This is a genomic window from Cupriavidus sp. SHE, assembly GCF_000812445.1.
GTDB classification, from domain to species: Bacteria; Pseudomonadota; Gammaproteobacteria; order Burkholderiales; family Burkholderiaceae; genus Cupriavidus; species Cupriavidus metallidurans.
This window is the reverse complement of the sequence record NZ_JWMB01000047.1, coordinates 1-21607: the sequence shown is the minus strand read 5'-3', so window position 1 is coordinate 21607 and position 21607 is coordinate 1. Positions and strand designations below refer to the sequence as shown.

Below are 21607 nucleotides of genomic sequence, written 5' to 3'. Positions count from 1 at the left end.
TCGCCGCGCGCGTGAATCCGGCAAATCCGCCCCGACTGGCGCCGGAGATCAGTACAGCATCACCCGCGACACCACAGCCACGATCGGCCGGCGCAGAAACCGCTCCACGCGGGCATTGAGGTGCAGTGGGCGCAACAGCATCCTGACCGTCATTTCCAGCGGCAGATGACGCCGGATAACGGCGCTGCAGCGGGAATTCAGCGCCCTGACATCGCCTTCGGGCACGTCTTCGCGTTCATGTTCGATCCGCAGGACGTTGCGCAGCGCGATCTCGGCGTCCTCGTTCTTGATTTCCAGCAGCCGCCGGGCCAGCGCGCCAAGTACCTTGCCGCGGCCGAGTCGCTCGTGCTCGTGCAGCGCGTTGAAGTAGCGATAAAAGTGCTTGTAGTGGCGGACTTCGTCGTTCGCGATGCGGCGGGTCAGATCGCGCAGCACCGGTTCGTCGCTGGCCTGTTCCAGCGCGCGGTAGTAGGTGGCGGTGCCGGTTTCCACCACGCAGCGGGCGGCCATTTCCAGGGCTAGCGAAGGCTCGAAATTGTCGATCGAGCAGGTCACGCTGTATTCGTCGAAGAAGCGCCGGTATCCACGTTCCCAATCGAATTCGGGCCAGACATGCGCCACGTAGCGGCGTAGCGCCTGCCCGTGCTGGAGTTCCTCGCACTCCCAGTGTTCGGCGAGCCACCGGGCGGCTTCGGGTACATCGGCGTAGTACTTGGCGAGGTTGCCCGCGTAGGTGTCGGATCCGCTTTCGATGAACGAGGCGGCGGCGAGCAGATAGAACAGTGTGCGGTTGTTGCGTACCTTGGCGACATCGATCGACGAATAGTCGATCTCCGATATGGACCAGGGCAGGTCCCCCGGCGCCTTGGCCGGGTGCGTTGCGGTCATGCTCAATCCTCCATCCAGACTGCTGCTTGGCGCTTCAGGCTGGCCGCTGTCACGTCGAGTGCGGAGAACGGCCCGGAGGGCGATGAGGCCGGAGGGGACTCCGGGATCACGCCGGCATAGTGAGAGACTAGCACTAACCCTAAGAAGTTTCCTGGCGGATCGGCCAGACTTTGACTGCGGCGCGTATTTGCCAAACAACGGCGTGCGCCTAGAAAATCCTTGCAGCAACGCTGGCAACTGACGGATATCTATAGGTTTTCGGCGCCGGAGGATAGCGGCGTTACGACCCGCGCAACGGTAGATAAAGCGGCCGGCCGAGAGAATGGCGATGGTATGATTAGCGCCAATCTATCGGGCACCGGGGGCAGGATGCGGCGCAGGCGTCACGTCTGGGCGGCGGGCTCCGTATGGCCCGGCTTATCCAATTGCGTATCGCCCAAACCACACGACAACCGTGCGACTGTCCTCGATCAAGCTGGCGGGCTTCAAGTCCTTCGTCGATCCCACCAATTTTCAAGTGCCCGGCCAACTGGTCGGCATCGTAGGTCCCAACGGCTGCGGCAAATCCAACATCATCGACGCGGTACGCTGGGTGCTCGGCGAATCACGCGCCTCGGAGCTGCGTGGCGAGTCGATGCAGGACGTGATTTTCAACGGTTCCACGGCGCGCAAGCCGGCCGGTCGCGCCAGCGTCGAGCTGGTGTTCGACAACGCCGAAGGCCGCGCGGCCGGACAGTGGAGCCAGTACGCCGAAGTCGCGGTCAAGCGCGTGCTGACGCGTGACGGCACGTCCTCCTATTACATCAACAACCAGCCGGTGCGCCGCAAGGACATCCAGGACATCTTTCTGGGTACCGGTCTCGGTCCGCGCGCCTACGCCATCATCGGGCAGGGCATGATCTCGCGGATCATCGAGGCCAAGCCCGATGACATGCGGATCTTCCTCGAAGAAGCCGCCGGTGTTTCCAAGTACAAGGAACGCCGCCGCGAGACCGAGAACCGGCTGGGCGACACGCGCGAAAACCTGACCCGCGTGGAAGACATCCTGCGCGAACTCGGCAATAACCTCGATAAGCTCGAGGGCCAGGCCGAAGTGGCGCAGCGTTTCCGCCAACTGCAGGCGGAAGGCGAAGAGAAGCAGCATCTGTTGTGGCTCTTGCGCAAGCGCGAGGCCCAGGCAGAACAGGAGCGCCACGCACGCGCGATCGACCAGGCGCAGATCGACCTGGAAGCCCAGACCGCGCAATTGCGCCATGTCGAGGCCGAATTGGAAACGATGCGCGCGGCGCACTATGCGGCCTCGGACGGCATGCACGCGGCACAGGGCTCGCTGTATGAAGCCAACACCGAGGTCAGCAAGCTCGAGGCCGAGATCCGCTACGTCGTTGAATCGCGCAACCGTCTGCAGGCCCAGATTGCCGCGCTGACGACTCAACGCGAGCAATGGCAGGGCAAATCCGATCAGGCGAATGACGAACTGGCGCAGGCCGAGGAAAACCTGGCGCTGGCCGAGGCACGCACGATCGAATCGCAGGAAACCGTCGCCCAGAAGAGCGACGAACTGCCGACGCTGGAAGCCCAATGGCGCGATGCCCAGCAGATGCTTAACGAGCAGCGCGCCGGCATCATGCAGGCCGAGCAGGCACTGAAGCTCGAAGCCGCGCATCAGCGCAACGCCAACCAGATGCTCCAGCAACTCGAGCAGCGCAAGGAGCGACTGCAGGGCGAGGAAAAGGGCCTGGATCGTCCGGACGAAGTACGCCTGGAAGAACTGCGCATGGATCTGACCGAGCAGGAAGCGCTGCTCGAGGAAGCGCAGGCCGTGCTGATGGACAGCGAGGAGGCGGTTCCCCGCCTGGACGGCGAACGCCGTGCCGCGCAGGAGCGCGTGCAGAGCGAGGCCGCGGCGATCGCTTCGCTGGAAGCCCGTCTTTCCGCGCTGCGACAGTTGCAGGAGAACGTGCAGACCGACGGCAAGGTTCAGCCGTGGCTGGAGCGCCATGGGCTAGCCGAGCTTCCGCGTCTCTGGAAGAAGGTACATATCGAGCCGGGTTGGGAAAACGCGCTCGAATCGGTGCTGCGTGAGAAGCTGGCCGCGCTGGAAGTGTCGAACCTCGACTGGGTCAAGGCATTCCTTTCGGACGCGCCGCCCGCCAAGCTGGCGTTCTACTCGCCGCCGCCTGCCGCGCGTCCCGTAGAGGCCCCCGCCGGCCTGCGTCCGCTGATGTCGCTGCTACAGATCACCGAGCCCGGTATTCGTGCCGTGATGCAGGACTGGCTGGCCGATATCTATACCGCGACCGACATGACGCAGGCGCTGGCCGCGCGCGGCACCCTGCCCGAGGGCGCGCAGTTCGTGGTGGCCGAAGGCCATCTGGTCGGCCGCAATGCGATTCAGATCTATGCTGCCGACTCCGAACAGGCCGGGATGCTGGCCCGCGAGCAGGAGATCGAGAATCTGCAGAAGCAGGCCCGTGCCCAGATGCTGTTGTCGGACGAAGCCAGGACGCAGTCGGTGCGTGCCGAGTCGGCGTATACGCACGCCAGCGCGGTGCTGATTGACACGCGGTCGCGTGCTGAACAGGCCACGCGCCGGGTGCACACGCTGCAGATGGACGTGCTCAAGCTCTCGCAGGCGATGGAGCGGTTCTCGGCGCGTAGCAACCAGATTCGCGAGGAACTGGCCGAGATCGACGCGCAGATCGACGAGCAACGCGCGATCCGCGCCGAATCGGAAGCCAGCTTCGAGCAGCACGACGCCCAACTGGCCGATATGCAGGCCTCGCATGAAGACCAGCAGATGGCCTTCGAGGGCATGGATGCGAAGCTGAGCGGGGCACGCCAGCAGTTGCGCGACCTCGAACGCGCCGCGCAGGAATCGGTGTTCGCCGAACGCAATCTCGCCGGCCGCATCGACGAACTGCGCCGCAATATCCAGATGGCAGGCGATCAGAGCGAGCGCATCGCCGAGTCGCTCGAAAATGCGCGCGCCGAACTCGAAACGATCAACGAGCAGACCGCCAACACCGGCCTGCAGGAAGCGCTGGAAGTGCGCGCCGAGAAGGAACAGAAGCTGTCCGCCGCGCGTATTGAACTCGACGCGCTCTCGGCCCAGCTTCGCCAGTTCGATGAACAGCGCCTGGCCGCCGAACGCAGCCTGCAGCCGTTGCGCGACCGCATCACCGAATGCCAGCTCAAGGAGCAGGCCGCGCGCCTGAACCAGGATCAGTTCACGGAGCAACTGGCCACGGCGGAAGTCGATGAAGCCGCGCTGGCCGAGAAGCTGACCGGCGACCTGAAACCGTCCTACCTGCAGGGCGAGGTCACGCGCCTGAACAACGCCATCAACGCGCTGGGCCCGGTCAACATGGCCGCGCTCGATGAACTGACGGCGGCGCGTGAGCGAAAGACCTTCCTCGATGCGCAGACCGCCGACCTGACCGACGCCATCAACACCCTGGAGGACGCGATCGCCAAGATCGACCAGGAAACGCGGGCACTGCTGCAAGGCACCTTCGACCAGGTCAATCACCACTTCGGCGAACTGTTCCCGTCGCTGTTCGGTGGCGGCCAGGCACGCCTGATCATGACCGGAGAGGAAATCCTCGACGCCGGCGTGCAGGTGATGGCACAACCGCCGGGCAAGAAGAACTCGACGATTCACCTGCTGTCGGGCGGCGAGAAGGCGCTGACCGCGATCGCGCTGGTGTTCGCGATGTTCCAGCTCAACCCCGCGCCGTTCTGCTTGCTCGATGAGGTGGATGCGCCGTTGGACGATGCCAACACGGAGCGCTATGCCAACATGGTTGCGCGTATGTCCGACAAGACCCAGTTCGTATTTATTTCCCACAACAAGATTGCGATGGAGATGGCCCACCAGTTGATCGGCGTGACAATGCAGGAGCAGGGTGTATCGCGGATCGTGGCGGTGGACATGGATGCAGCCGTATCGATGGCGGAGGTCGCTTAAGATGGAACTGCAGAACGCATTGATCATCGCTGGTGTCGTATTGCTCCTGCTGCTGGTGGCCTATAACCGCTGGCAGATCTACAAGGCGCGCCGCGTGCGCCCGCTAATGCCCGAGGACGACGTTCAGCCGATGCGGGAGCCGGTGGTGGGCAAGACCACCCATCCCGAGACGGCGGCCAAGCTCAAGGAGGCCACGCCGCCGGAACAAGTCTCGCGCCGCGAGCCGACACTTGGTGGGAGCGGACAGCGTCCCGCCGAACACGACGAGGACAAGGACGTGGCCACGGTGGCGGCGGCAGCCCGCGCGGCAGCCAGCACCGCGGATGCCGACGAGGCGGTGGCCGACGAGGTTGCTGTAGCCGCCTCGCCAGCGGCGGCGCATGCCACGGATGACGTGACGTCGGCCGAGGCCGATGAGCCGGCGGAAGCCCCCGAGGCGCCTGCCAGCGCGCAGCCTGCCGTGGCCGAGTCCCTGAATGGCCAGCCCACGCCCGCGGTGATTGATCCGTTGATCGACTGCATCGTGCCGATGCATCTGGAGCGCAAAGCGTCGGGCGATCGCATTTTGCCGCTGACGGGCCGTCTGCGTCGCGCCGGTACCAAGCAGGTGCATATCGAGGGCCTGCGTGTCGAATCCAACGCGTGGGAAGCCGTGACCGCAGGTCACCAGTACGAAGACATCCAGGTGGCCGTGCAACTGGCGAATCGCAGTGGTCCGCTCAACGCGCTTGAATTCTCCGAATTCGTCAACGCGGTGGAAGCCCTGTCCGAATCGCTCGATGCATCGGCGGACCTGCCGGACATGACCGAGACCGTCGGGAATGCGCGCGAGCTCGACGCGTTTGCGGCGGGCGCGGACGTGCAGCTCGGCGTGAACGTGATCTCTGATGGCGCGCCGTGGTCGGCCGCCTACGTCCAGACGGTGGCGACGCAGGACGGGCTGGTGCTGTCGCGCGACGGCACACGCTTCATCCGCTATGAACCGGGCGCCGACGGCGTGCAGCGACCGCTGTTCACGCTGCAATTCGGCGATACCAACTTCCTGCGCGACGACCTGACGTTGAGCGCCGGCCGACAGATCACGCTGCTGCTCGACGTGCCGCAGGCATCGCAGGCGGCCAAGCCGTTCAAGACCGTGTGCGAGTACGGGTACAGCCTGGCCCAGCGCATGGGCGCGCAACTGGTCGACGACAATATGCGGCCGCTGACCGAGGCGTCGTTCGTGGCGATCTTCGGCCAACTCGAGAAGTTATACGAGAAGCTGGAATCGCGCGGAATGCCCGCCGGATCACCTGTTGCCGTGCGCTTGTTCAGCCAGTAACGGAGCCAGTCATGACCGCCAAGAAACAAGGCGCGCAGGCTTCGGCCTCCGCGCCGTCCGGCGCTTCCCCCGCCGAGCGCGCGCAATGGTTGCGCGAAGAACTGGAGCGCTACAGCTACCAGTATTACGTGCTCGACGCGCCGACGATTCCCGACGCCGACTACGATGCGCTGTTCATCGAGTTGCAGGCGCTGGAAGCCGAACATCCCGAGCTGCTGACACCCGATTCCCCCACGCAGCGCGTGGGCGGTGCGCCGTTGTCGGCGTTCGATTCGGTGCGTCACCGCGTGCCGATGCTGTCGCTCAACAACGGCTTCGAGGACGACGACGTCATCAACTTCGACCGGCGCTGCGCGCAGGGCCTCGGCCGTGCCACAGCCGCAGCACCTGGGACACCCGCCGCGCCGGCTGACGATCTGTTCAGCGCGGCCGATGCCGCCGAGGCAGCCGCAAGCACCGCCGGGAATGCCGTCGAGTACGCCTGCGAGCTGAAGTTCGACGGGCTCGCGATGTCGCTGCGGTACGAGAACGGAACGCTCGTGCAGGCCGCCACGCGCGGCGACGGCGAGACGGGCGAAGACGTGACCGCGAACGTGCGTACGATCAAGGCGATTCCGCTCAAGCTGCGCGGCACGGCCCCGACCGTGCTGGAGGTGCGCGGCGAGGTGTTCATGTATCGCGCCGAGTTCGACAAGCTCAACGCTCGCCAGGCCGAATCAGGCGAGAAGACATTCGTCAATCCGCGCAACGCGGCGGCGGGCAGCCTTCGCCAGCTTGATCCGCGCATTACGGCCAAGCGCCCGCTTTCGTTCTTTGCCTATGGCGTGGGCGAGATGGAAGGCTTCGACCGTCCGGGCACGCACAGCGCCATGCTTGACGACTTTGCCAAGCTCGGTTTGCCTGTTTGCGACGAGCGGCGTGTGGTCCGGGGCGCCCAGGGCCTGCTGTCATTCCATCGCGAGGTTGGTGAGCGTCGTGACCAGTTGCCGTACGACATCGACGGCGTGGTCTACAAGGTCAACGCGATTGCCGAGCAAGAACAGCTCGGCTTTGTCTCGCGCGCGCCGCGTTTCGCGCTGGCGCACAAGTTTCCTGCGCAGGAGATGACCACCACGGTCGAGGACATCGAGGTTCAGGTTGGCCGCACCGGCGCGATCACGCCGGTGGCGCGACTGGCGCCAGTGTTCGTCGGCGGGGTCACCGTGACCAATGCCACGCTCCACAACGAGGACGAGATCCGGCGCAAGGACGTGCATATCGGCGACACGGTGATCGTGCGCCGCGCGGGTGACGTGATTCCGGAGGTGGTTGCCGTGGTGCTGGAGCGCCGCCCGGCGGATGCCCGTGCGTTTGTGATGCCGACTGAGTGCCCGGTCTGCGGATCGCACGTGGAAAGGCTCGAAGGCGAGGCGATTGCACGCTGCACGGGCGGGCTGATCTGCGCTGCGCAACGCAAGCAGGCGCTGCTGCATTTCGCGCAGCGTCGGGCAATGGATATCGAAGGGCTGGGCGACAAGGTGGTGGAGCAACTGGTCGACCTGGGCATCGTCCGCACGCCAGCCGATCTCTACAAGCTCGGCGTGGCGAAGCTCGCGGCGCTGGACCGGATGGCCGACAAGTCGGCATCGAACCTGGTGGCGGCGATCGAGCAGTCGCGCGAGACCACGATGAACCGCTTTATCTTCGCGCTCGGCATCCGTCATGTAGGAGAGGCCACCGCCAAGGATCTGGCCAAGCACTTCGGCAAGCTGGACAACCTGCTGGCCGCAGACGAGGCCGCCTTGCTCGAAGTCAACGACGTGGGCCCCGTGGTGGCGCAGTCGATCGCCAACTTCCTTGCCGAACCGCACAATGTCGAAGTTATCGAACAGTTGCGGGCGGCGGGTGTGCACTGGGCCGAGACAGAGCCGACTGCGCGTGCGCCGCTGCCCCTGGCTGGCAAGACGTTCGTGCTGACCGGCACGCTGCCGACGATGTCCCGCGAGGACGCCAAGGAGAAGCTGGAAGCCGCTGGCGCCAAGGTGGCGGGTTCGGTGTCGAAGAAGACCGACTACGTAGTGGCCGGGGCCGAGGCGGGCAGCAAGCTCGAGAAGGCGCAGGCACTGGGCGTGGCGGTGCTGGACGAGGAAGGGATGTTGAAGTTGCTGGCCGAGGTCGGCGCAGCCTGATACGGAGAGAGGGAGAACGCGCAATGATCCGGGACATTCTGAAGATGGGCGACGCACGCCTGCTGCAACAGGCGCGCCCCGTGACGCAGTTCAACACGCCTGAACTGCGCCTGCTGATCGACGACATGTTCGACACGATGGAACATGCCAACGGCGCCGGCCTTGCCGCGCCGCAGATCGGCGTGGACCTGCAGGTGGTGATTTTCGGTTTCGATCGGAACCCGCGCTATCCCGACGCACCCACCGTGCCGAAGACCGTGCTGATCAATCCATCCCTGGAGCCGCTGTCCGACGAGATGGAAGATGGATGGGAAGGGTGCCTCTCGGTGCCGGGCCTGCGCGGCGTGGTGCCGCGCTACACGCGGCTGAAGTACACGGGCTTCGACATGATGGGCAACAGGATCGAGCGCGTGGCCGAGGACTTCCATGCGCGCGTGGTGCAGCACGAGTGCGATCACCTGATCGGCGTGCTGTATCCAATGCGGATCAGGGACTTCACGCGATTCGGTTTTACCGAGATCCTGTTCCCCGAACTACCGCCCAATTACGACGACTGAGGCGAAGCGCACGCCGTGATTGCCGGCTGTCCATGCCGGTTGTGATAGACCAGCGCAGCGGCAACCAGGATCGTCATCAGGCACAACTCGGCGGCGAGGCTGGCAAGCGCCGCATCGAGATAAGTCGCGGCGTGATGCAGTCGCTGCGCGAATACCGTGCCGAGCAGGGCCGAGCCGAGCCCGAGCGAGGCCTGCTGAACCGTGGCCAGTGCGGCGCTGCCCGCGCCGGCCTGGTCGGTGGGGATGTCCGCCAGGCCAATCCGGTAGAAGCACCCGACCACCAGCGCATTGCCGAAGCCGATCAGCAAGCTTGGCGGGGCGAGCGTCAGGATGTCCGGGTGGGGCCAGGCGTGCCGCAGCACGTAGGCGAGCACCACAACGCCGGCCATCTGTGTCACGCATCCGACAATCAGCACACGCGTGCGGCCCCAGCCGTTTACCACGCGCGGGCTCGTCAGCGATCCCGCAATGAAGGCCAGCCCAAGCGGAATGAACGTGTTGCCCGCCATCGTGGGCGTCATACCCACGCCACCCTGCAGCGTTAGCGCCAACACGAACATCAGGCCGCTCCAGCACGCATAGAAGAGTACGGCGACGATAAAGCCGAAGCGCACGCTGGGCAGTCGCAGCAACGATGGTGGCAGTAGCGGATGCACGCCGCGGCGTTCCTGGCGCAGTTCGACGTGCCAGAGCAGCAACATCAACGGCGCCGTGGCGGCCAGAACGGCCAGCACGGGCCACGACCAGCGAAACATGGGTCCCAACGCGATCGGAAGCAGAATCGCCAGGATCACGGCAGCCAGCAGCACGGTGCCCGGCGCGTCGATGCCAGTGGCGTTCTCACGCCGGGTCTCGGGGATCACGCGCGGCGAAAGAACCAGGATGGCCAGGCAGATCGGCAGGTTGATCAGGAACGCGTTGCGCCACCCCAGGCCGCCGATGTCGGCATCGACCAGCAAGCCGCCCAGAACCTGCCCGATGATGAACGCGATGCCACCAATCGACGCGAACAGCGCCAGGGCACGGGAGTGAGCGTGTCCACGCAGGCCGACGTGAATCGTCGCCAGGATCTGCGGCACGAGCAGCGCCGCCGCCGCGCCTTGCAGCGTCCGCGCGATCAGCAGCGACAGCATCGAACCCGCCACGCCGCACAGTAGCGACGCGACGCCGAAGAGCAGCACGCCGATGTTGAAGATGCGACGGCGGCCGTAGTTGTCGCCGAGCCGCCCGCCCATGGCCAGGAAGACGGCGAATGCCACGCCGTAGACGGCCACCATCAGTTCCAGTTCGGACGGCGTTGCGCGCAGGGAGTGCTCGATAGGGTGTAGCGCCACATTGACGATCGAAAAGTCGATCTGTGGCAGTAGCTGGCCGGCCAGCAAGACGTAAAGTCCGGCTCGGCCGAGGGTGGGGGCGGGGGATGTTTGCATGGCGGATCTGGTCTCGACAACGCTTGAGGACCGGAGTATGGTGGCCCGATCAGACTGGTACAAGAGTCCAGTTAGACTGGTATAAATTGTGTCAGCCTAGGCAAACGGAGTGAATCATCATGAATGCTCGCCAGGAACCGGGTGTCCTGCTCGATGTGGATGGCTACGAGGAGATCGAGGGCACCGGCAGGGAGGTGGAGCTGGGCACATTCCTGCGCGCCCGGCGCGAGAGCCTGGATCCGGCGCGGCTGGGCCTGTCGCGCATGGGCCGGCGGCGCACGCCTGGTCTGCGGCGCGAGGAAGTGGCCGCGATGGCCGACATCGGCATCACCTGGTACACGAAGCTGGAGCAGGGCCGTCCGATCCGGGTATCGCCGAAGGTGCTCAACGCGGTTGCCGCAGCGCTGCAGTGCTCGCCCTCGGAGACCGAGCACCTGTTCACACTGGCCGGCATGCAACGGCCGGCGCCACTTGCGGGGACGTCGGTCTGTGAAACGGTGTCCGCCACGACACAACGGGTCCTCGATCAGCTCGATCCGATTCCCGCCCTGGTGCAGAACGCGAGATTCGACATCGTCGCGCATAACGAAGCCTATTGCCGGCTGCTTGGTGTCGATCTGCCGGGCCTGCCGGTCGAGGATCGCAACTGCATCTATCTGGCGCTGACACATCCGGCCTGGCGCGCGATCGTGGTTGACTGGCATGGCATGGTTGCGAACATGGTGGCGCTTTACCGGGCCGCGATGGCCGAGCACGTGCACGATCCTGTCTGGGACGCGCAACTCGAGCGCTATATGGCGGCGTCGGCGCTATTCCGGGATCTGTGGCAGCGCTATCAGGTGCGCGGTATCCAGAATCACGTCAAGCAGTTCACCCATCCGGAAACGGGGGCTTTCAACCTGACGCAGACCAACTGGTGGACCGCGCCGCGCAACGGCGCGCGGCTTCTGGTTTATGTGCCGGCCGATGCGTCGGCCGAGGAAGCGCTGCACAAGCTGCGGCCGGTGACCGGGCAGAGCGCAGGCATTTGAGTGATGGATGGCTATTCCTCCCTCCCGCTTACGGAAGAGAGGAATAGCTGGCAGGCGCCGCCTGTCAGAACTTCTCGAAGGCCCCCAGGAAGCGCCACTGGCCCGGCGGCAGGTCGCCGAGCACCACACGGCCCATGCGCACGCGCTTGAGGCCAACCACCTTCAGGCCAACCTGCTCGCACATCCGGCGAATCTGACGCTTGCGGCCTTCACGCAGCACGAAGCGCAATTGCTCCTCGTTCTGCCAGCTGACCTTGGCGGGCTTGAGCGCTACGCCGTCCAGCGACAGACCGTGGCGCAGACGCTCCAGCAGGTCATCGGGGAACACGGCGCTGATATTGCGCTCGACCAGACCCTGCGGCGATTCCCACTCCACACGCACCAGATATTCCTTCTCGACATTCGAATCGTCGCCGATCAGTGCGCGTGCAACGCGGCCATCCTGGGTCAGCACGAGCAGCCCGGTCGAGTCGATGTCGAGCCGGCCAGCCGGCGCGAGATTCTTGCGTTGCCACGGGGCGAAGCGCTTGCGGGTGGGGTCCAGTTCCCACTGGTTTTCAGGCGCGAACAGCACAGCAGCCGGTTCATAGCCGTCTTCGGCCTGGCCGGAGACATAGCCGACCGGCTTGTTCAGTAGCACCGTCACGCGTTCGCCTTGTTCCGAGCGCGCGGCCTGCAGGATTTCGATCTCCGCTTCGGGACGAATGCGCGTGCCGAGTTCGGTCACCGGCTTACCGTCGACGAGCACCCAGCCGCGCGGAATCCATTCATCAGCCTCGCGGCGCGAGCACAGGCCCAGTTCGGACATGCGCTTGGAGAGACGGACGAGGCCGTCTTCATGCTCGGAGACCGGCTGACGCGCTTCGGCGCGCGGTGCCGGGCGTTCGGTACGTTCACCACGGGCGCGGTCGGCGGAATCGCTGAAACGGCGTGCCAGGGCGTCACCACGACGCGGTGCGTTGTCGTCCTGGTGCTGCCGGCGCGGCGCGCGAGCTTCGTCGCTGCGGTGCGGGCGCTCGGTACGCTGCGTGCGCTCGTCATCGCCGTAGCGGCGGGGACGTTCGGCGCGATTGTCGTCGCCATAGCGGCGCGGTTGCGCGGAGCGGTTGTCGTCTCCAGCGCGGCGTTCACGCTGCGGGCGTTCCTCGTCACCAAAGCGACGGGGCGGCGCGGCGCGATTCTCATCGCTGAACCGACGCGGACGCTCGGCGCGATTGTCATCGCCATAGCGACGCGGTTGCGCGGGGCGGTTGTCATCCCCATAGCGGCGTTCACGCTGGGGGCGTTCCTCGTCACCAAAGCGACGGGGCGGCGCGGCGCGATTCTCATCGCTGAACCGACGCGGACGCTCGGCGCGATTGTCATCGCCATAGCGACGCGGTTGCGCGGGGCGGTTGTCATCCCCATAGCGGCGTTCACGCTGGGGGCGTTCCTCATCACCGAAGCGACGGGGGGGCGCGGCGCGATTCTCATCGCTGAACCGACGCGGACGCTCGGCGCGATTGTCGTCACCATAGCGGCGCGGCTGCGCGGGGCGGTTGTCATCGCCGTACCGGCGCTCGCGCTGCGGGCGCTCCTCATCGCTGAACCGGCGTGGTGCCCGTTCTCCTTCGGCAAAACGGCGAGGTGCCCGCTCGCCTTCGGCGGGGCGCGGACGTGCCGGTCGCGCCGGTCGATCCTGACGCTCATTGCGCGGCGCGCCATCGGCCGGCCCAGCCTTGCGCTTGTCCTTGTCGGAGGCGCGGTCCTTGGCCTGCTTGATCCCCGTGACCACTTCCTGGACACGCTTGCGGTTCAGGTCAGACACGCGCACCGGGCGGCTCGCCTTGCGCGTTGTGCCGGAGGAGGTGGTCTTGATGCCCAGCGTCTTGCGGCCGGGCGTATTGCTATCGGTCATATCGTTTCAACTACCGGCGTGCCGGCCTTAGATGGCCAGCGCGTCGAGCAGGTCCTGTTCAAGCTGAATCTGCAATCGGTTGTCGGCGGCCAGTCGCGAGCCGTCGACCAGGAACACGTCTTCCACGCGTTCACCGAGCGTATTGATGCGTGCCGAATGCACGGACACGCGATGTTTGGCCAGCACGCGCGCGATCGCGTACAGCAGGCCGGTGCGGTCGTTGGCGGATACCGACAGCAGGTAATACTGGCCGCGCTCGTCGGGACGCAGGTCCACGCGCGGCTTGATGGGGAAACTGCGCGACTGGCGCGACAGGCGTCCTTGTGTAGGATCGGGCAGTGGGCACTCCAGCCGCACGCGCTCACCGAGTTCGTGCTCGACCAGCGTCAGGATGTCGCGGTAGTCACCGGCAAGGCCAGGGTCCGTAATCTGGAACGTATCCAGCGCGTAATCGTCGCGCGTGGTCTCGATCTTGGCGTCCTGAATCGAAAAGGCCTTGCGCTCGAAGTAGCCGCAGATACGCGCGAACAGGTCGGGCTGATCCTTGACGTAGACCGCCACCTGGAGACCTTCGCCCGCCGGCGAGATGCGCGCTTTGACCACGGGGTTGGGGCTGTTCACCTTGTTGAACAGACTGCGCGTGAGCCAGGCGATGTCGCGAGCGTCCTGCCGCATGAAGAACGACATGTCGAGCTTGTCCCACAGTGGCTTGGCCAGTTCGGGATCGAATGCTTTCAGTCGCAGTTGGGCGATCGTGTCGTCGCGCTTCTGCGCCCAGAGCGAATGCGTGTCGAGCCGCGCGCCGCCGAGCACGCGCAGCGTGATGCGGTACAGGTCCTCGAGCAGCTTGCCCTTCCAGGCATTCCAGACCTTCGGGCTGGTGCCGCGGATATCGGCCACGGTCAGCAGGTACAGCGCGGTCAGATAGCGCCCGTTGCCCACGACCTGGGCGAATGCCTTGACCACGTCGGGGTCGGTCAGGTCCTGTTTCTGGGCGACGTGGCTCATCGTCAGGTGATGCTCGACCAGCCACGCGATCAGGTCGGTGTCCTCGCGCGAGATGCCATGCTGCTTGCAGAAGCGGCGCGCATCGACGGTGCCGAGCTTCGAATGATCGCCGCCACGACCCTTGGCGATGTCATGGAACAGCGCCGCCACCCACAGCACCCATGGGCGGTCGAAGCCGGCCATCAACTGACTGCAGAACGGAAACTCATGCGTATGCTCGACAATGGCGAAGCGGCGCATATTGCGCACGACCATCAGGATGTGCTGGTCCACGGTATAGACGTGGAACAGGTCGTGCTGCATCTGGCCGACGATGCGTCGGAAATTGATCAGGTAGCGGCCTAGCACGCTGGTCTGGTTCATCAGGCGCAACGCATGCGTGATCCCCTGCGGCTCCTGGACGATGGCCAGGAACAGGCGACGGTTCACCGGATCGTTGCGCCAGCTGGCGTCCATGACCGTGCGCGCGTTGTAGAGCCCGCGCAGCGTGCGCGGCGAAAGGCCTTTCACGCCGGGCGTGCGCTCATAGAGCAGGAACGTCTCCAGGATCGCGTGCGGATTGCGCTCGTAGAGATCGTCGCTCGTGATCTCCAGCATTCCCTGGCGTTCGACGAAACGATCGTTGATCTCGCGCGTGACCATCGACTCGCTCGGGAACAACATCGCCTCGATGTTCAGCAGCAGCACGCTGTTGAGCTGCGTGACTGCCTTGGCTGCCCAGTAGTAGCGGCGCATCAGCTGCTCGCTGGCGCGCTTGTTCGTGGTCTGCCGATAGCCGAATGCCTCGGCCAGCGCCGTCTGCAAGTCGAACACGAGCACGTCCTGGCGGCGGCCGGCCAGCAGGTGCAGGCGAGCGCGGATCGTGCGCAGCAGGCGCTCGTTGCGGGTGAGTTCCTGCGCTTCGCGCTCGGTCAGCAGGCCGCGCTCGAACAGTTGCTTCCAGCTGTCGCCGAGCCTGGCGGCCTCCGTCATCCACAGGATGACCTGCAGGTCGCGCAAGCCGCCCGGGCTTTCCTTGCAGTTCGGTTCCAGTGCGTACGGCGTGTCCTGGTACTTGGCATGCCGCTGACGCATTTCCAGCAGCTTGGCCTGGAAGAAGTCGGCCGCGTCCATGTCGGCCTGATAGCGCGTCTGCAAGGACTTGAACAGCGCCTTGTTGCCGATCAGCAGACGTGCCTCGAGCAGTGATGTGCGGATCGTGATGTCGGCCGCCGACTCGCGGATGCAGTCGTCGACCGTACGCACCGACGAACCGATCTCGAGGCCCAGATCCCAGCATAGGCCGATGAAGCGCTCGAGTTTCGCTGCCATTTCCGCGTCGGGCTCGCCGGGCAAGAGCAGCAGCACATCGACGTCGGAGTGGGGGAACAGCTCGCCGCGCCCATAGCCGCCCACCGCCACCAGGGCGGCATCGCCGGGCAGTTCCAGGCCGGTCCAGGCCTCCGTCAGCGCGACGTCGACGGCGCGGCGCAGCTTGGTGACGAGTGGATTGACCTGGTTGTTCGCGTCGAATTCGGCGAACAGCACCTGCTTGTCGGCTTTGAGCTTGTCGCGAATGCGCTGGCAGAGCAGCAGTTCCGGCGTGGTGTCCATGGGTGGGTCGATGGAGGTCGTGGGCACGGCTGCAAGAAGAAAGGGCGCCGTGGTTGGCGCCCTGGCGAACGATGCGGCGTCAGGCCGCCACGGTTTCCGTAATGAACGCAGGCGGCAACGGCGAGCCTTCGGAAAGCGTCAGCACTTCGTAGCCGGTTTCGGTCACGAGCACGGTGTGCTCCCATTGGGCCGACAGGCTGCGGTCGCGCGTCTTGACGGTCCACTGGTCAGGCATCGTGCGGATATCGCGCTTGCCTGCGTTGATCATCGGCTCGACCGTGAAGATCATGCCGGTCTTGATCTCCATCCCAGTGGCTGGACGGCCGTAATGCAGGACCTGCGGGTCCGAGTGGAAGACCTTGCCGATGCCGTGGCCGCAGTATTCGCGCACCACGCTATAGCCGGCGGCCTCGGCATGGGTCTGGATGGCATGACCGATGTCGCCGAGGCGGGCGCCGTTGCGCACCTGCTGGATGCCCTTCCACATGCATTCGTAAGTGATCTGGGACAGGCGCTTGGCCAGGATCGACGCCTCGCCGACCACGAACATGCGGCTCGTGTCGCCGTAGTAGCCTTCCTTGGTGATCACGGTGATGTCGAGATTCACCACGTCGCCGGTCTTGAGCACGCGATCGCCCGGAATGCCGTGGCAGATCACGTCGTTGACCGACGTGCAGATGGCGCCAGGGAAGGGCGGGTAACCGGGGGGCGCATAGTTCAGTGGCGCCGGCACGGTGCCCTGCACGTCGCGCATATACGCGTGGCAGAGGCGGTCGAGTTCGCCGGTGGTGACGCCGGGCTTCACGTGCGGGGTGATGTAGTCGAGGACCTCGGAGGCAAGGCGGCAAGCCACGCGCATTTGGGCGATGTCTTCGGCGGTGTTGATATGGATGCTCATGCTGCTTTGCCTGTAAGTGACGGCTCAGCCACAGGCTGCGCCGGAAACGATTCGCAAGACGGGATTATCGCACCATCGTGACGGGAAAGCAGGGGGAACACGGGGAATTGTCCGATTGACGGCGGCGGGGCGGCCTGCTTTTGGTCGATTTCCAAGGGGGTTGAGCCGACCCCGACTTTGTTGCTACAATCGCGGGCTGACTTGCTCCGGGCTGCTCGACAAGCGTTGCGGTGGCTCAGGCGGGTCAGAAATCACTTTTTTGTAAATCGCTGGTCCGCCCATCCGGGGTGTTCCTTTTCAGGAATGTCGGGGCGGACTTCAGACCAAACCCTATTGGAGCACCTCTCATGTCCGTGACTATGCGCGAAATGCTGGAAGCCGGTTGCCACTTTGGCCACCAGACCCGCTTCTGGAACCCGAAGATGGCCCCCTTCATCTTCGGTCATCGCAACAAGATCCACATTATCAACCTCGAAAAGACCCTGCCGATGTTCCAGGACGCGCTGAAGTACGTGCGCCAACTGGCAGCAAACCGCGGCACCGTGCTTTTCGTGGGTACCAAGCGTCAATCGCGCGAAATCCTGGCTGAAGAAGCTGGTCGCGCTGGCATGCCCTACGTCGATGCCCGCTGGCTCGGCGGCATGCTGACGAACTTCAAGACCGTCAAGATCTCGATCAAGCGCCTGAAGGACATGGAAGCCGCCAAGGAAGCCGGCGCGCTGGAAACCATGAGCAAGAAGGAAGCGCTGATGTTCGAGCGCGAGATGGAAAAGCTGGAAAAGTCCATCGGCGGTATCAAGGACATGGGCGGCATTCCTGACGCCATCTTCGTGGTGGACGTCGGCTACCACAAGATCGCCGTGACCGAAGCCAACAAGCTGGGCATCCCCGTGATCGGTGTGGTCGATACGAACCACTCGCCGGAAGGCATCGACTACGTGATCCCGGGCAACGACGACTCGAGCAAGGCTGTGGCCCTGTACGTGCGCGGCGTGGCCGACGCGATCCTGGAAGGCCGTGCGAACGCGGTTCAGGAAGTCGTGGAAGCCGCACGCGGCGACGACGAATTCGTCGAAGTCCAGGAAGGCTGATTGCCCGCTGGCGTCTGAGGCCGGGGCACACCGGCCACTGACGCCTGCCTTGCGGCAACTAAAAAAGGGGGCACAGCTGGCGCCCCCTTTTTGCAAACAGAATTTGTTGTCATCCGCCGCGGATACCATTCGCCGCGGGTGAAGCCGGACTGAAGTGGATCTGATCCCGGCCGGCTGCCACGCGCGACGTGCTGGGCAGCGGGCCCGAACCAATCAAGGAGTGACAAATGGCGGCAATTACCGCAAGCATGGTTGCAGAACTGCGCGCGAAGACCGACGCGCCGATGATGGAATGCAAGAAGGCCCTGACGGAAGCCGACGGCGATCTGGGCAAGGCTGAAGAACTGCTGCGCGTCAAGCTGGGCAACAAGGCCAGCAAGGCTGCTTCGCGCGTGACCGCAGAAGGCATCGTGGTTTCGTACATCGACGGCACCACGGGCGCGCTGGTCGAACTGAACTGCGAAACCGACTTCGTGTCGAAGAACGACGACTTCCTGGGCTTCGGTGCCAAGGTTGCCGAACTGGTCGCCAAGCAGAACCCGGCCGATGTGGCTGCTCTGTCGGCACTCGAGATGGACGGTTCGACCGTCGACGCCGTGCGCTCGGCCCTGATCGGCAAGATCGGCGAGAACATGACGATCCGCCGCTTCCAGCGTTACACCAACGGTGGCAAGCTGGTTTCGTACCTGCACGGCACCCGTATTGGCGTGATGGTCGAGTTCGATGGCGACGAAACCGCCGCCAAGGACGTCGCCATGCACGTGGCCGCCATGAAGCCGGTGTCGCTGTCGGCTGACCAGGTGCCGGCCGAGCTGATCGCCAAGGAGCGCAGCATCGCCGAGCAAAAGGCTGCCGAATCGGGCAAGCCGGCCGAGATCGTCGCCAAGATGGTGGAAGGTTCGGTCCAGAAGTACCTGAAGGAAGTTTCGCTGCTGAACCAGTCGTTCGTGAAGAACGACAAGCAGACCGTGGAACAGATGCTGAAGGGCGTCAACACGACCGTGAAGGGTTTCACGCTGTACGTGGTTGGCGAAGGCATCGAGAAGAAGCAGGACGATTTCGCTGCTGAAGTGGCTGCCCAAGTGGCCGCCGCCCAGAAGGCCTGATGTCCTGGTGGCTGGGCGGGTTTCCCCCTTGAGGGGTGACCACCTGGCCACCGTATAATGCAGAGGGGCGCCGCAAGGTGCCCCTCTGCACAAGTGCGGCCTTCAGTGGCGCCGCACCAGCCAGTTTTCGCAGTCACCGGCATTTCGCGCGTCTTTTGACAGATGTTGCAGGCAGATGACAGCGAAAACCGGCTTGTCTCAGTCAAGCGATCCGTATTTTTGCGCGGCCGGTGCGCAGATGCTTCGTGCCGCCCGCGCCCACCCTCCGTTCAAACGAGCGATCAAGAACCAGCCCGAGGTGAACATGCCTGCCTATAAGCGCGTCCTTCTGAAATTGTCCGGTGAAGCCCTGATGGGCGACGATGCCTTCGGTATCAACCGTGCCACCATCGAGGGCATGGTCAATGACATTGCCGAAATCGTGAAGCTGGGTGTCCAGGTCGCGGTCGTCATCGGCGGCGGTAATATCTTCCGCGGTGTCGCTGGCGGTGCTGCCGGCATGGACCGCGCCACGGCCGATTACATGGGTATGCTGGCCACGATGATGAATGCGCTGGCCTTGCAAGACGCGATGCGCCACGCCAGCATCGAAGGCCGTGTGCAGTCCGCGCTGCGCATGGACCAGGTCGTCGAGCCGTATATCCGCCCGCGCGCGATTCGCCAGCTCGAAGAGGGCAAGGTGGTGATCTTCGCCGCTGGCACCGGCAACCCGTTCTTCACGACCGATACGGCCGCGGCGCTGCGCGGCTCTGAAATCGGTGCCGAAATCGTGCTCAAGGCCACCAAGGTGGACGGCGTGTATACCGCCGATCCCAAGAAGGATCCGAGCGCCACGCGCTACACGACCATCTCGTTCGACGAAGCCATTTCCCGCAACCTGCAGGTCATGGACGCCACCGCGTTCGCGCTGTGCCGTGACCAGAAGCTGCCAATCAAGGTGTTTTCGATCGTCAAACCGGGCGCACTGAAGCGCGTGATCCTGGGCGAGGATGAGGGCACGCTGGTGCACGTTTAAGGGGCGGGGACCGCATCTGGATGCAGATTCGGCCCTTCCTCAGAGTAGAATGTTTCATTTTCGATCCCGCTGGGCGGGATCATGTCTGGCCGTTTTTCGGAGGTAATCATGACCGTCGCCGACACTAAGAAGAGCGTCGAGCAGAAGATGCAGAAGTCGATCGAAGCTTTCAAGGCCGATCTGGCGAAAGTTCGTACCGGCCGCGCTCATACCGGCCTGCTTGACCATGTTCAGGTGGATTACTACGGCTCGATGGTGCCGATCAGCCAGGTGGCTGCAGTCAGCCTTGCCGACGCCCGCACGATCTCCGTGCAGCCCTGGGAAAAGAAGATGGTCCAGGCTGTGGAAAAGGCGATCCGCGACGGCGATCTGGGCCTGAACCCGGCCACGATGGGCGACGTGATCCGCGTGCCGATGCCCCCGCTGACCGAAGAGCGCCGCAGGGAGCTGACCAAGGTCGTCAAGGGCGAAGCCGAAGGCGCCAAGGTGGCCGTGCGCAACCTGCGCCGAGACGCCAACGAACAGTTCAAGAAGCTGGTCAAGGACAAGGCTATTTCCGAGGACGACGAGCGTCGTGGTCAGGACGAAGTGCAGAAGCTCACGGACAAGTTCGTGGCCGAAATCGACAAGCTCGTTGCCGAGAAAGAGAAGGAGATCATGACGGTGTAAGGCCGTCCTGGCGGCTGAGCCGCCAGGGTTGCCGGATATCGTCCGCGAATCCATGCAGCACATCAGTTCGACGCTAGGCGTTCCCGATACCACTTATGTGCCTCGGCACGTTGCCATCATCATGGATGGCAACGGTCGCTGGGCGACGCAGCGTCATCTGCCCCGCGTGGCCGGCCACAACCGTGGCCTGGACGCAGTGCGCGAGATCGTGCAGGCGTGCGCCGCGCGTGGCGTGCAGTACCTGACGCTGTTTGCATTCAGTTCCGAGAACTGGCGCAGGCCCGCCGACGAGGTGTCCTTCCTGATGCGTTTGTTCATGACCGCCTTGCGTCGCGAAGTGGTCAGGATGCACGCCAACAATATTCGCCTGCGCGTGGTCGGCGATCTCAGCCGGTTCAGCCCGCGCATCCAGCAGGCGATCAAGGATGCCGAGGCGCGCACGGAAGGCAATACGGGTCTGACCGTGACGATCGCCGCCAACTATGGCGGCCGCTGGGACCTGCTCCAGGCGATGCGCAAGATGCTGGCGCGTTCGCCGCTGCTCGATTCGGACGCGATCGACGAGTCCGTTCTGGCACCGCATCTGGCCATGGCCTACGCGCCCGAGCCGGACCTGTTCATCCGCACCGGCGGAGAGCAGCGCATCAGCAACTTCCTGCTCTGGCAGCTTGCCTACACGGAGCTGTATTTCACCGAAACGTTCTGGCCGGATTTTGATGCCGCCGAGTTGGACAAGGCCTTTGCCTCGTACCGTCAGCGCGAGCGGCGCTTCGGACGGACCAGCGCGCAGCTGGTGGCGCCAGGCCTGTCCGGCACAGCCTGACGCATCCAACCCCCAACAAACTCACGGGAACCCACAGCGCACATGCTCCTTACCCGCGTCATCACCGCCGTATGCCTGTTGCTGTTGATCCTGCCGATCCTGTTCCTGGCGCCGCCGGCGGCACTGGCGGGGGGGGGGGCCC

Annotated in this window: 15 protein-coding genes; 10 read left to right on the top strand and 5 right to left on the bottom strand. The window is 64.6% G+C overall.

From position 1 onward, the window contains the following. Positions 1–48: 48 nt before the first annotated feature. A complete protein-coding gene (locus tag RN01_RS21810) occupies positions 49–888 on the bottom strand; it encodes a ferritin-like domain-containing protein (RefSeq protein WP_017514269.1) in 840 nt (279 codons plus the stop codon). Positions 889–1342: 454 nt separating this feature from the next. On the opposite strand from RN01_RS21810, the gene smc reads away from it, so the two are divergent. Genes smc through def form a run of 4 tightly spaced genes read left to right on the top strand, consistent with a single transcriptional unit; the run spans position 1343 to position 8904 of the window. Next, complete coding sequence (smc, locus tag RN01_RS21805) at positions 1343–4858, top strand: chromosome segregation protein SMC (protein ID WP_024570863.1); 3516 nt, start codon at positions 1343–1345, stop codon at positions 4856–4858. Between the two features lies 1 nt (position 4859). Beyond that, positions 4860–6179: a cell division protein ZipA C-terminal FtsZ-binding domain-containing protein gene (locus RN01_RS21800; protein WP_024570862.1), complete on the top strand. Its 1320-nt coding sequence runs from the start codon at positions 4860–4862 to the stop codon at positions 6177–6179. Between the two features lie 11 nt (positions 6180–6190). Then, positions 6191–8347, top strand: coding sequence for an NAD-dependent DNA ligase LigA (gene ligA, locus RN01_RS21795; protein ID WP_029700535.1), 2157 nt, complete (start codon positions 6191–6193; stop codon positions 8345–8347). Between the two features lie 23 nt (positions 8348–8370). Next, positions 8371–8904 carry a peptide deformylase gene (gene def, locus RN01_RS21790; protein ID WP_024570861.1) on the top strand — a complete coding sequence of 178 codons (534 nt, stop codon included), beginning with the start codon at positions 8371–8373 and terminating at the stop codon, positions 8902–8904. On the opposite strand, the gene RN01_RS21785 is transcribed toward def, so the two are convergent. After that, entirely contained in the window at positions 8892–10334 is a 1443-nt protein-coding gene (locus RN01_RS21785) for an MFS transporter (protein ID WP_024570860.1), read from the bottom strand. The genes def and RN01_RS21785 overlap by 13 nt on opposite strands. Before the next feature lie 119 nt (positions 10335–10453). On the opposite strand from RN01_RS21785, the gene RN01_RS21780 reads away from it, so the two are divergent. Further along, on the top strand, positions 10454–11365 hold the full coding sequence (locus tag RN01_RS21780; RefSeq protein ID WP_024570859.1) for a helix-turn-helix transcriptional regulator: 912 nt from the start codon (positions 10454–10456) through the stop codon (positions 11363–11365). A 64-nt stretch (positions 11366–11429) separates the two neighbouring features. Here the strand turns inward: RN01_RS21780 and RN01_RS21775 are convergent, their stop codons facing one another. The 3 genes from RN01_RS21775 to map form a co-directional block, all read right to left on the bottom strand. After that, positions 11430–13262 carry a pseudouridine synthase gene (locus RN01_RS21775; protein WP_024570858.1) on the bottom strand — a complete coding sequence of 611 codons (1833 nt, stop codon included), beginning with the start codon at positions 13260–13262 and terminating at the stop codon, positions 11430–11432. A 27-nt stretch (positions 13263–13289) separates the two neighbouring features. After that, on the bottom strand, positions 13290–15863 hold the full coding sequence (locus RN01_RS21770) for a [protein-PII] uridylyltransferase (RefSeq protein WP_017514420.1): 2574 nt from the start codon (positions 15861–15863) through the stop codon (positions 13290–13292). 79 nt (positions 15864–15942) lie between these two features. Then, the gene (map, locus tag RN01_RS21765; RefSeq protein WP_017514421.1) at positions 15943–16761 is read right to left on the bottom strand and encodes a type I methionyl aminopeptidase; all 819 of its coding nucleotides are present in this window, start codon (positions 16759–16761) and stop codon (positions 15943–15945) included. A 347-nt stretch (positions 16762–17108) separates the two neighbouring features. Between map and rpsB the strand changes: the two genes are divergently transcribed. The 5 genes from rpsB (at position 17109) to RN01_RS21740 (ending at position 21465) form a co-directional block, all read left to right on the top strand. Then, positions 17109–17852, top strand: coding sequence for a 30S ribosomal protein S2 (rpsB, locus tag RN01_RS21760; protein ID WP_008652266.1), 744 nt, complete (start codon positions 17109–17111; stop codon positions 17850–17852). Between the two features lie 227 nt (positions 17853–18079). Then, complete coding sequence (gene tsf / locus RN01_RS21755; RefSeq protein WP_008652267.1) at positions 18080–18958, top strand: translation elongation factor Ts; 879 nt, start codon at positions 18080–18082, stop codon at positions 18956–18958. Positions 18959–19262: 304 nt separating this feature from the next. Continuing rightward, positions 19263–19973, top strand: coding sequence for a UMP kinase (gene pyrH, locus RN01_RS21750; RefSeq protein WP_008652269.1), 711 nt, complete (start codon positions 19263–19265; stop codon positions 19971–19973). 108 nt (positions 19974–20081) lie between these two features. Continuing rightward, the gene (gene frr / locus RN01_RS21745; protein ID WP_011516188.1) at positions 20082–20642 is read left to right on the top strand and encodes a ribosome recycling factor; all 561 of its coding nucleotides are present in this window, start codon (positions 20082–20084) and stop codon (positions 20640–20642) included. 52 nt (positions 20643–20694) lie between these two features. Continuing rightward, a complete protein-coding gene (locus RN01_RS21740; protein ID WP_011516189.1) occupies positions 20695–21465 on the top strand; it encodes an isoprenyl transferase in 771 nt (256 codons plus the stop codon). The last annotated feature ends 142 nt before the right edge of the window (positions 21466–21607 follow it).